The sequence below is a fragment of the Pseudobutyrivibrio ruminis DSM 9787 genome (assembly GCF_900218035.1).
GTDB lineage: Bacteria > Bacillota > Clostridia > Lachnospirales > Lachnospiraceae > Pseudobutyrivibrio > Pseudobutyrivibrio ruminis.
In genome coordinates this window covers 138,011-150,645 of record NZ_OBMR01000003.1, presented here as the reverse complement: position 1 = coordinate 150,645, position 12,635 = coordinate 138,011, and the positions used below count along the sequence as shown (strand labels likewise).

Below are 12,635 nucleotides of genomic sequence, written 5' to 3'. Positions count from 1 at the left end.
TATTAATCAACGCCTAATTCCATTACTTTCCCACATACTTTTATAAATTCGTCGTATAACTCTTTATAGTCTAATTTACTCTTTGTGGTTTCATAAAAAATAGCAACATCTGTCTTTTTATTACCGATTTGTTCCGCTCTAATACGAGACATCTTGTTTACATGTTGATAACGATCTTTTTCAATTCCAATCAGTATTCTCCCCTCATCAGGAATATAATAGATTGATACTACATGCCAATTCATGTAAGGAGTTTTTGTAGCAGCTCCTTGACCAAAGTGTTGTGTAAAATTCTTCTTATCAATCTTTCCGTATTCAAGTCCATATGGAAGTTTTTTACCTTTGGACTTTCCTGATACGGCATTTTCGTCAGCTTGTTCCAAAAACTTATTATAAGCAACTTGGAACTTCTCCAATGAAACAAGCTCCATCAACTCGCTATTATGTATATTAATAGACTGTACTTGCTTTGAACCTTTTTTTGCTTCATATAATACTAATCTTTTACATTCTCCAATGCATTCATCTGGCATATCAGCATAAAAAACAATCAAATTCTCGTCTTCTTCCCAAGAAAGTTTTGATTGCTCCTTCCAATCCATATAACTAGACTGAACTTTGTAGTATTCATCGTAGACTTCAATTTCACATAAATTAAGCGTGTCAAATCTAATAAACAGATACCTCTTATCAACAACAACATCAAACGGTAAACCTGCAAGAGCATCTACTAAACTTTCATATAATATTTTTACTCGGATTGAATCCGCTTCTAGTTTTGTGTCGACGTTATTATCCAATAGCTTCTCCTCCTAGATTTTCATAAATAGCATTCATTTCTAATTTATCTTTCAACTGTTCTAAATTCTCTTCTATATTATCTAAATCTATGAAATGAATACTCACAGTTGTGTTATCACCAGAATCAAATACTATAGGCGCATGTTCTCGCATCAGCCTATTCAATGGATACAATAACCAGATTTCAGATGTGGCATACTTTTTAGAATAGGCATACATTTGATACATATCTTGCTGTGAAATGCCATAATTCTTGCTTTCATTATCTATTAAGTTCTTCCACTTTGTATCCATTATTACAGTGCGATTACCTTTTTGTAGAACAATATCTGGTCTTAAGGCAAACTGCTTTCTAGGTTCAACAAACAAAAAGAATCCATGTGCCTGACTTTTAACTTCCCAACCTCCAGGAGAAAAGATTTTCTTCATTTTCTGAGCAACATAGCTTTCAAAAAATTTTTCCATTGGGAACAATAAAGCACGCGAATAAGTATCTCCAGAAAACGTCGAAAAACTTTTATTCATCAAAAAAACTTTCGACCATTTCATTAGCATTTCATAATCTTTTGTGTTTCTATCAATATGTACACATGCAAAGTCCTTCTCATAATTTGTCGAAACATCAATCATCTCGAATGCGGTAAGTAATTGCCTAATTTCTTTGCTGTTTTCTGCACTACTTGTCATTTTTTGTAGCTTTAATAAAGTTGCCTTTACCAATTTGTTTTCTGCACGATTTGGATTGAATTCATCAAAAGCAACAAAGAATTTTTCCTTATGAACAATATTAGTCTTTATATGCTGATTAATTAGAAGTTTTCCCTTGTAGTAATTTAGATTATCCTCTTTCGTAATATATGTCGATTTAATACCATGCTTTACAAGCTGTCTTACCTCCTGCAAATACATGTTAATAAATATCTCATAAAGATTCATCTTATCAACTTTTAAGCTTGCAGCATTAAAGGTCTTACTAGGAAAATCTTTCATGCTTTTGAGCATTTTCAAGAATACTTTCTTCGTTTTGGTATTACTGTCATCTTCTTCAGTACCAAAATCGATTTTTGGAAGGACCTGAATCTGATAACCACTTTTCATTTGTATAAGACCAACAAAATTCTTAATTGAAACCAAATCGCCAACATTTCGCTTATATGATATTCGCATAAAATCTAAAGCGTCAGCATTCTCTTCGTTGCCAGCAAATTCATGGATAAACTCTATAAGTTCGCTAAAAACAGGTTCCGGTACATATTCATATTTATCATCATCTTTATAATCTATATTTCCCGTTATAGAATCGTATTCTTTAACTTCTTTAAGTTTACCCATGTAATCACCACACTTTATACATTATTAGCTATTGTTTTATATGCATTAACGTTGAGAAAAGCATCATAATTAATCTCATATTTTACTTCTTGTTCGTCGACTATATCCTCTACACTTCCCATGAAAAGCTCTTTTAACTTAATGCGGTTATCAACCACAAATTTCAAATTATCATCTACCTTTGCATTATCCCCAAGAACAAGCTGTATCTTTTGATAATCCTCATAGAAATATTCTTGCAATAAAGGAATATCATTCTTTTCAAAAATAGACGCAAGTTTTTCAATCGAAGAATCACTGGCTAATCCAGTAAAAAAAGCATGACCAATTGTATGCTCTCTATCAAATAAGAATTTAATACGCTCATTTATTGCATCTAGCATATTTGCGACATTTAGTTCAACTCCATTAATTGAAATTGTTTCTATTCCCATATCTCTAAGCACATTAGAGTTAGGCATCATTTCAATAAAATTGAATCGTCGACGTAACGCTGTATCAAGTAAAGAAATTGATCTGTCTGCTGTATTCATCGTTCCAAGAATATATACGTTATTTGGCACACTAAATGTTTCCCCAGAATACGGCAATATTGCAGATGCCGCCTCTAATTCTCCATCACGTTTTGTGTCCTCAATTAAAGTAATTAATTCGCCGAATATCTTGGAAATGTTACCTCTATTAATCTCATCAATTATAAACACGTAATTCTTCTGATTCTGATCAACATCCTCGTCATCAGCAATATGTTTTTCAACTAGCTTTAAAGCATCGGACGCATTTACTCTCAACTTATATACGGACGACAATGTCATGTTCTTTCCAGCATTCAAATCTGTGATTTCTTCATATACCCCTTTTACAAGCCATTTTACAGGACGCACGCGCTTGTACCGTTCATACTCATCATGCCACTCGTACTCGCCTGTAACCACACCGATAGCATCAATCGTTGTAGCTGAATAACACGAAAAGACAATATCTCCTATGCGCATTCTATTTATAAATGCGTTTAATTCATTTTTTCCACCACAATAATAGTCCATGTCTTCAACAACATCAGCGCCATACTCATCCCATCCTATACGTATGTGATTGTTTTCAAGACATTCTGTTCTTGTTGGATTATCATATGTTCTCTCTAGTGAAACTTTCCAAACAACAGGATTCTTATTTAACCCTAAATCGTCTTTATCATTTACTGATAAGGAAACTGCTGCTTTATTGCAAAAAGATTTAAAAACACCTGGCTCAATTGAGTATTCCAATCCTTCATCATTTTCACCATTCAGATTAGGCTTTATTCCTTCAATGAATTCTTCATATCCATAAGACTGATGGAATGTAGTGAACGCTATCTGACCAAGATTTTTATAATTCTCATATCTACTTTTTACGAGCCCATAATCTTCGGATTGAACTTCTCTTATAGTTTTTCCCTCTATTATTGCCACTGCATAATTAATGGAATTATATGTTTTTCCTGTTCCCGGAGGGCCATATAGGATAGTATTTTTATCAAACATGCTTTTCTTCTCCTTATCAGTTTCTTCAAACTCAGATAAATCCATATTCTTAAGAGCCTCTTTTAACTCTTCGCGCAATTTCCAGGCATATAATCCGTCCTCAGTATGCTTCCCTTGAAATGGAATAACAAATAACCATTCTTTCCCCTTATCATCCTGATATAACGGTACGTTAAATTCTGCAGCTGCTCTTTTTCCAAGATTTGAACCTCTACTAATAAAAGATGATGGAGATTCTGAAAAATAGGTTCCTAACCGTTTACATGTACATGCTCCACCAAGTTCCAACATAGCTTTAAGCATTTTTATTGTTTTAGGATACTTGATACAATCCTTTTTTAGAAACACTTCCCACTGGTTCGCTGTTATTTTAGGTAGATATGTTTCTAAAGAAGGCCACCATTCATCACGACGTATTCCTAAAACATGATCATAATATGGTAGCAATGCATGAATAGACTTGAATAATTCAGATTCAATTGCTTGATTATTGTCATACTCATCAAGCTCAATATACTTCGAAATCTGTACTTTTTCTTTGGTGGCCAAAGTTGCAGCAGTCATCTCATTTATTATTTCTGGCCTTCCCAAATCATTATTACCAGCTACATAAACTAGATTTGCTTCTTTATCTAGAGGTATTTCCAAATGCTTATGATACTGAACCATTTCCGCTTTATCAGAATTATCATTCTTAATATCAAGACTTACTCTTATTGCCGCGCTGGTTTCAGATATCTTCTCCACAAAAACAGATATGCTTTCTTTTCTATTTTTGAAATCAGCATATTTCATTTGAAGCCAAAGGTATGGCACTATGCTTTTCCCACTGGCACTTTTCCACCGAACTTCTTCATGATATCTAAGGTTAAATCTTACACTGCATTCTTCATAGACTTTTAATAGTTCGTCTACAGTTTCTTGTCCCAATTGCTGCTTATCAATATATTTTTCCTTGGCTTCTTTTGTTAATTTAGGATCAGTAGGATCAATAAATATTCCACCACCATTATTCTCAATAAAATTAATTAACTTTATATAATCAGCTATTACTTCACCGTGATTCATAGTCTTCACACTCCTCTTTTTCGATTGGTTCTGTACAATCTTTAATTCTGTAAGAAATTCCGCAGCTTAAATCTGTGTAACTACCATTACATTCTCCAATCTAAAGCTTTCTATTAAAGCCTTTCAAAAACGTGGTCCACGTCTAACAGGTCTTCTATAAAGAAACGAGTTTATTTTCTTTCGTTCTGCTTCTTCACGTTGTTTTTTTAGCCCTTCCAACCATCTATTACGTTCCTCATTTATTTCTTTATAAGGGCTCTGGGACATCCAATATTCCTCTGGCAAGAAGAACTCATCGCTGTTCATATCTCCTGATATTTTTAATGTTGAATATAAATCATAATTAAACGTATCATGATCTGTTACAGAAACCATGTTAACGTTATTATCTACAAGCCCTTTTATAAGGACTTGTAGATTATTCTTAGTATTAGACGCAACTTTTTTCCATCTTTATCCGATGAAAAACATGAGTGCATATGTAAATCAATCTTTATTGGCTTATCTACAACCTTTTCCATCTATTCCCCCAAGAATCCTATAATTATTTCATCATAAAACTTAATATTATTAACTGCCTCCTAGTCTAAATACCGAGTCAGCTACACAACATTAGTCACTGGTTGCGAAAGACTTTTTAAATCATCCCACGAATCTGATTTTTCAATATCATCTTCATACGCTATAAGATACCCCCACTTTTGCGACATGAAATCTTTTTCTGCTGCAAGTCTTCTAACGAGGGATTCAGCTGCCTTTCGCTTGTTTTGAACCTGATCATTGGTTCTACCTCGTTTATCTTTGCCTTCAATAATCCAATATATTCCTTGGTCATCCTTGGCTACAAAATCAGGGAAATATCTATCTTTTGGAGTGTAATAAATATACGCTTCATAATATGAATGCAGTCTGTGCCACCAAACAATATGTGGTGACGTATTCATAAGTGATGCAAGCTTATATTCTCCACTATATGAATCAAATGATTCTTCCTTGTAAAGTGACTTAAACCATCCGGAATATAATCTTCCACGAACAAATTCATCGCTCGAATCTATAGGATCAAAGAATTCAGTATTAAATGGGAATACTCGACTGTCTAAATTTATCTTGCGAGGATGGATTATTGTTATCTCTTTCGTTGAGCGTTGAACCACTGATATATAGTCCTTTATTAAACTCATAAGCTGTACACGTGCAGATTCAAGCGACTTAACAGTCCATTTATCAAAGGTTACTTCCTTCATAAATTTAGGTACAAGATAATTCTCAACATATCCTATTACCGTCTCATTCTTTGGTATCATTTGCATATTAATTGCAATCTTTACTAATGCTTCTTTAGCGTCTTCTGTTGAAACCTCTAATGATTCAACTTCTGCACTCTCGGCGTCTATTGTACGAAGTTTTTTCCCAAGGGCAGCCACAATTTCCTTTCGATATAGCACATCACCCGTTGAAGTGACTCTTCGTGCCGCATCTTCAATTTCTCTATCTGTAATTTCCGACAAATCAATTGGTGGCTGTTTTATCTCAATATCCGTAACCGGGAAAGTATATGATACATCAACAAATTCACTATTTTTTTCAACTACAACCGGCTTTATTTCAAGCGATTGGGATGTCAATTCATCTACAGATTTAATAATGACAGTAGTAGCCGCTTTTTCAGCGTTTCCTCCAGTGTTATTAAAATACTCTTTATGCTGTTCATGAACTCCACTGGCAAAACCATCAGATAAATCTTTTTTTTCAAAAGACTCCCCTAAAGAACTATACAAAGGCAATGACTCTTCTATGTTATTTCCACTAGACGCTCCGTTCTGCTCCTGTGTATTAATAAATGATTCTATGGATTGTTTAATTATAGAATCATCTTTTTCAGCAATCGCCTCCTCCAGACCAAATTGAATTAACACATTTTCTGATTCAAGCAATTCACGAAAAGACTGGTGCGAAATAATATCCAACTGATCAATCTGTCTAACCCCTGTATATCTTTTGAATGGCAGTCGCAATCCCCTACCCATAGTTTGCTGGGTTAAAACTTCGGAAGCCATAGCGCGAAGAGTTACAACCACCGCGATATTTTTTACATCCCACCCCTCTTTTAGTTTATTAACACTAACAACAGCAAGAACAGGAGAATCCGAGCAATCTAAATTTTCTAGTAGTTTTTCTGTAATGTCATCGTCGTGTTTTGAATCCACTTGAAGAACTGACAATTCCTTACCAAAGAATGCAGGACTTCTAAGCAAAGAAGCAACCTGCGTTGCATGTTCAACGTCCGCGCATACAACAAATAGAATTGCATTTAGCCGTGGCAAATTCATTTGGCTAGTATATGCATCATAATATGCTTGCTTTAAACTCCGAAGTTGTAATGCATCACGCAGTTGTTGTTCCTCTGATGCTTGATCTTCTCCATATCCGCCTTTTCGAAATGCTAATACAGGAGCCTTAACATATTCATCTTGTATAGCCTTATATAATGGATATCTAAAAATCACGTGATCCTCTGGTGTAACAGATGCTGTCAATCCAATTGTTAATGCAGGATCTAACTCTTTCAATGCCGCATTAAACGCAGCAGCACTAGTTGAATACAAATGTGATTCATCAGCGATTACTACTAAATTGTCTAAGTCTTTTAAATAATCAAATAGTATTCCCGCATTTTCATCAAATTTTCTAGGTTTGCGACGAATTGCTTCTTGTGCTCCTCCATGAGTATCACCATCCATTTCTTTTGGTGCTATCAACTGTTGAATATTGAAGATAAATACTAATGAAGGAATTACACGACCAAACGATAATCTTGGATCACCATTTTTACGCGATACCCATGCAGAGTAATCTTGGGGAGTAACAACCTCAGGAGGCACCTGTGCTCCACTTATATATCTAGGATTTCCTTGCGAAAAGTTCATTACCGTTTTTGCCTGAACCGTTTTACCAGGGGTAACAATAACTACATTATCAATACCTTTATTCCGCAAATACTCAATAAAAGCGGCCATTAAGTATGTCTTACCAACGCCAGTTGCCATGTTAATTATTTGGATAAGACTAGGATCATATCCTTCAGCTATAGTAGACACCAATTCAATAAGTGCTTCCTTATTGGGTTTTCTCAAATCAAAATCAGCGCTAATTGACTCAATTAAATCTTCATCAAAATCGATATTTAGTCCTTTTCCCACAATTACTTTTCCTCCTTAAATGCTGCAAAAAATATCATCTGGTATAACAAGTATTCTTGAACCCTTACGTGCTTTCCTTAAGTATTCACGTGTACCATCCATCACTCCAGTTGATGCAATCATAAGTGTTTTTTCTTCATCTAAATTTGCTAATAACCAATCCACCATCTCCGGTGTAGCAACACCTTCTATAACTTTCAAAACGCTTTTTCCTTTATAAGCATCAAATATACCACCTACACCTGCTTCTAATAATTTGTATCCTAGATTTGCTGCAATCGAACGAATCAATAATTCACCATGTGCTTCATCAGTTAGTTTAACAATGTTATACTTTTCATCGTAATCAAAGCAAGCCGGTGATAAATGTGCCACTTGAAAACCACCACCACCGCGCCAATTGAGTACTTCTTTAGTTCTTTTTGTTTTAGTCAATCGCTTAAGTTCTCTAACTACTGAATCACTTTTAAAATTCTCATTTTCTGCAATTATTCTATTAAGTACCTTCGTAAAAGTTGCAGCATCATCAACTGATATTCCTTCAGGTGGAGTCACGCTTTCATCAAAAACACGTTCTCCCTTGGTTCGAGTAATTCCTCCCATATCTTCACCCATAACAACTTTTTTTAAACGAGGTAAAACAAAATGTGAAAACGTATGCTCTTTCAATTCACAGGTAACCCATCTTCTCCCCATTTTTTGTGCCACAGCTGCAGTCGTTCCAGAACCAGCGAAACAATCCAACACTATATCTCCAGGATTAGTAGCTATTGTTATAATCCTTTCTAGTAAACGCTCTGGTTTAGGTGTCGAGAATGGCTTTTCATCTGGAAACAGCGCCATAATTTCTTTTTTTGCAGAATCATTATGTCCAACTTCATCGAAAGGTAATAAATTCACAGGCACCCTGCCTGATACTTCAGACAAATACACCTTTAAAATCGCGCCACCAACTGGTGTAGGTGTAAACTGTGGCAAGACGCACTTGTTATACTTCTCAATATTTTGTTTTCCTATATTTTCATTCCACTCTTTTAATATTAATGGCTTGATATCACTTCTAAGCTCTGCATCATTCCCCTCTATTCGTCTTCGATTCTCTTCTTCAACCTTGTCATAAGGGCCATCTATATATTCGCCCCAAAACTCCAGGAACTCTTTTACCGTTTCTCTTTTGAAATACCAATTAGCACCATTTGATGGATATTGTATTTCCCCAGTAAACGGATTTTGAAATCCATAAACACTTGGATGCTGCTGTCTACCAATATTATGTCTTGCAGTTGCATCTCCAACCTTCCACTTGCCAAGTGGATCATTATCAGGATTAGAGTATCTTGCATTCATCTCATTTGTTCTAGGCAAACGATTAGGTGAAAAATCTGTAGATTTTCGATATACAAGTATTGTGTCAGTCATCGATGCAATAGTATGGGAGTTATTACTTGCACCATACTTTTTTTCCCACTGCATATCCATGACGAAATTCTGTGGTTCAAATATCTCATCCAATAGGATTCTCATTCTATGAACTTCGACATTATCAAGATGAACCCAAATTGATCCATCTTTAGCCAATAGCTTTTTAAGATGAAGCAATCTATCTCTCATCATAGTCAGCCATATTGAGTGTTCCAAATTATCCTCATATGATTCAAATGTTTGAGATGTATTAAATGGTGGATCAATATAAATAAGTTTCACTTTTCCCACATACTTAGCGGCATATTCCGGTACTCTAGTGAGTGCTTCTAATACATCACCAGACTCACCTTGAATTAACAAATTATCACTTTGTGGTAATAAATCTGCCATTTCTGAATATTGATAATTAGAATCTTTTTTTAGTTGAATACCCTTATAATAATCATCTAAAACTATTGTATGCGTCTCGCAATATCTTGGATCGGATGGTTCAACCCATGTGTAACCATATTTTCCAGTCTCTATAGGAATAAGCGCTTTACTTTTATTAAACCATTCAAGTTGTAGTCTTGTATTCTCCATTAATAACTCCTTCTTTAATGTGTATTATCAAAATCAAAAAGAATTTCTGCAATATCACTTAACTGGCACTTAAACTCTCTGCAGATTTTCTCCAAAACCTCCATCTGGACGTTATCGCCCTTTTCAAGTTTTGCAATTGTAGCATAGCTAATACCAGCACGTTCAATTAAATCTTTGCGCTTCATTTTCTTATCACGCATTAAATCAAATAACTTCTGATACGATACTGACATAATAGTTTCCTTTCTCACTGTTAAAACAGTGACAAAATACAGTAATCACGCTAATTTACAGTATATCATAAGACTATTAAATTGTCCGATAAAATTCGCTTGTTCGCACGAATTTTTACAGTTGGACATTCTCTAGTAGCACAATAAAAAAAGAGCCGGCCCCACCACAGTGAGACCAGCCAAATAATTACCTACACGCATCCTTATTTCGATGCATATACGCTACGCTATCCCAGATTTCTACTCTGTAATCCGTCTTAGCAACAATCTCAGCGACACGCTTTAGCACATCGTCATAATCATCGGTGCGTATCTTTTCTTTACCAACTCTTTTCTTACCATCGAAAAGCTCGATAATATATGTTTCCATGGCACCTCCTAAACCTTGCATCCTTCCACCAGCTTAGTGAAATACTCATACGCTTCTTTGAAGTGCCAGTCCCCATGAAGCATATCCATAAAGCTGTGATAATCCATCAGGCTGCAGTTCGCTACATCAATGAGCTGCTCAGCAAATCCATCTCGGAGTTTCTGAAGAAATACCTCCTGCTGCGATCTATCCTCTTTATATTCGTAAATACGTTCCAGATAGTCTGCATGGCAAGACTCTCGCATCTTGATGTCGATGTCACCACTCTTATAGAGACAAATATCGAAGTACTCCCTGAATCCAGAGAACTTGATATAGCGATTGTAACTCTTGATGGTGATGGTCACTTTCTGGCCTGAGGAACAACGGCCTAGGCTCTTAATATAAGCCTCCATCAAAATCTCAAAAGCTGTTGCAACCATCTCACTCTTCATGAGTGGCACCTGGCTTGGATCTACACTTTTCTTTCCCATAGTCTTCCTCCCTATCTACACTCATCCCTATCCGGCTTCACTTTCCCATGCTCATGCTTGCCTTCCACCAGACCGAACTTATCTCTCAGCTGACCCAGGATAGATGGTTTCTTTTCCGCAATCGTTTCCATCTCGTAGGCTGCTGTGTAGGCGGCATCTTCCTGAAGCTTGTCATAGTCCACTTCTTTTACAGACTTCACATTGCCTAGGCCTTCTGCTGCAATAACCTCCGCTGCCACGATAGCGATTGGTGCATCTTTATTCTCGATGACACCTCCATCCAGGCCATGGTAATTAGCATCGTAAAAAGTGTAGTCGTAACCTTCATCGCACTTCTGGATAGCCAGGTACTTATCCCCTACCTGCAGAGCCAGTTCTTCCTTGTCCAAAGTCTCCTCCAATTGGTTCTGGCTCATAGCAATCTCAGTATTCATATCAGAGATGATTTCACTAGCAGTCTTTCGGATGGTCATCATGGATGATTTCAGTTCGTCCAATTCCTTGCCGGAGCTCCAGCCTGCGATATATCCAAAGGAATAGTCCGAAGTATCCACCCCGAAATGCTGGCATACCGTGTAGGCTACTGACTCTGCCTCTACCTCTTTGGTACGCTTATCCTTCCTTTCCATTCCATTCTCATCCGATTTATCAATCGGATAGTCGTGAAGCTTGGAATGTGCAATCTCATGGATCAGCGTCTTTAAGGTCTGCACCTGGGTCATGTCCTTTTGCACTACAATCTTTCGGTCCTTAAGAGAAAAGTATCCCTTGCTACCACCATCGATATTCTGATACTCAATAGGTACCTTGGATATCTTTGTGAGGGCATCAATCATCTGGTGGTACTTCTCCACCTGACCGGATAGCATCTCCACACCGATGGTTGGCAATTCCTTACCTTCCGTATCTGACACATCAAATACTGTAGATACCTTGAACTTCGTTACCTCGATCTGCTTTGTAGCACCTTCCTCTGGGGCATCCTTATCTTCCACATCCACCTTCAGCTTCACAGGGGAGATAATCTTGATTCCCTTGGCTCCCTTCTTTACATGGCGTTCAAAGTTCTTTTGCCAGGCGCCATACCCGGCTACCAAAGTGGCATCCGGGCGCTGCATGGCAATTAAGAGGGTGTTATTGACGCTGTAGTAGTGGAACTTGGACATGGTGGTCAGATACGTCTTGTACTTCTCGGAATTAAAAAGATCACGTAGCCCCTGCTCTAGTTGCTCCGTGATCTCCTCTACCTTTGACTTATTATCTGTATCAGCCATAGTCATACCTCCTATTTATTTTTCAGCGTTCACTACTCCCATTCGAACTCTACCGGCTCCTTGGATTCAAAGCTCTCCATAATCTTGCTGTAGAGCTCCTCTCTAAATTCCTTAGTGATAGGAAAAGCAATGTCCTTGAAAATCGGATTGCCCTCATCATCCACGGTCTTCGTCTTGAAGCTTGGCATGGATACGAAGTTACCTCCCTTCTTGCTTTCCACGATGGAGATATTTCGAACAGCGAAGCTATCCCCGAAGGTAACTGTGCAAAGTCCCTTCACATTGTTAGTAGTTGCTTCCAATTGATTTGCTTTAACGTTTACTTTCATCTTTTTGATCCTCCTTAGG

At 36.7% G+C, this 12,635-nt stretch carries 11 protein-coding genes; all 11 read right to left on the bottom strand.

Annotated elements, in window-relative coordinates:
• Positions 1-2: 2 nt before the first annotated feature.
• Entirely contained in the window at positions 3-800 is a 798-nt protein-coding gene (locus tag CRN97_RS02585; RefSeq protein WP_097075760.1) for a hypothetical protein, read from the bottom strand.
• Complete coding sequence (locus CRN97_RS02580; RefSeq protein WP_097075759.1) at positions 793-2,133, bottom strand: McrC family protein; 1,341 nt, start codon at positions 2,131-2,133, stop codon at positions 793-795. Before CRN97_RS02580 ends, CRN97_RS02585 begins: the two co-directional genes overlap by 8 nt.
• A gap of 14 nt (positions 2,134-2,147) precedes the next feature.
• Entirely contained in the window at positions 2,148-4,727 is a 2,580-nt protein-coding gene (locus CRN97_RS14245; RefSeq protein WP_097075758.1) for an AAA family ATPase, read from the bottom strand.
• A 123-nt stretch (positions 4,728-4,850) separates the two neighbouring features.
• Positions 4,851-5,102, bottom strand: coding sequence for a hypothetical protein (locus CRN97_RS02570; RefSeq protein WP_179670655.1), 252 nt, complete (start codon positions 5,100-5,102; stop codon positions 4,851-4,853).
• Positions 5,103-5,329: 227 nt separating this feature from the next.
• Positions 5,330-7,930 (bottom strand): DEAD/DEAH box helicase family protein, encoded by a 2,601-nt coding sequence (locus CRN97_RS02565; RefSeq protein ID WP_097075756.1) that lies wholly within the window; start codon positions 7,928-7,930, stop codon positions 5,330-5,332.
• A gap of 15 nt (positions 7,931-7,945) precedes the next feature.
• A complete protein-coding gene (locus CRN97_RS02560; RefSeq protein ID WP_097075755.1) occupies positions 7,946-9,937 on the bottom strand; it encodes a site-specific DNA-methyltransferase in 1,992 nt (663 codons plus the stop codon).
• Between the two features lie 14 nt (positions 9,938-9,951).
• Positions 9,952-10,170, bottom strand: a complete 219-nt coding sequence (locus CRN97_RS02555; protein ID WP_097075754.1) for a helix-turn-helix domain-containing protein — start codon at positions 10,168-10,170, stop codon at positions 9,952-9,954.
• A 187-nt stretch (positions 10,171-10,357) separates the two neighbouring features.
• Positions 10,358-10,540: a hypothetical protein gene (locus tag CRN97_RS02550; RefSeq protein ID WP_097075753.1), complete on the bottom strand. Its 183-nt coding sequence runs from the start codon at positions 10,538-10,540 to the stop codon at positions 10,358-10,360.
• An 8-nt stretch (positions 10,541-10,548) separates the two neighbouring features.
• Entirely contained in the window at positions 10,549-11,013 is a 465-nt protein-coding gene (locus CRN97_RS02545) for a hypothetical protein (RefSeq protein WP_097075752.1), read from the bottom strand.
• Between the two features lie 11 nt (positions 11,014-11,024).
• Positions 11,025-12,287: an LPD16 domain-containing protein gene (locus tag CRN97_RS02540; protein WP_097075751.1), complete on the bottom strand. Its 1,263-nt coding sequence runs from the start codon at positions 12,285-12,287 to the stop codon at positions 11,025-11,027.
• A gap of 32 nt (positions 12,288-12,319) precedes the next feature.
• Positions 12,320-12,616: a SpoVG family protein gene (locus CRN97_RS02535; RefSeq protein ID WP_097075750.1), complete on the bottom strand. Its 297-nt coding sequence runs from the start codon at positions 12,614-12,616 to the stop codon at positions 12,320-12,322.
• Between the last annotated feature and the right edge of the window lie 19 nt (positions 12,617-12,635).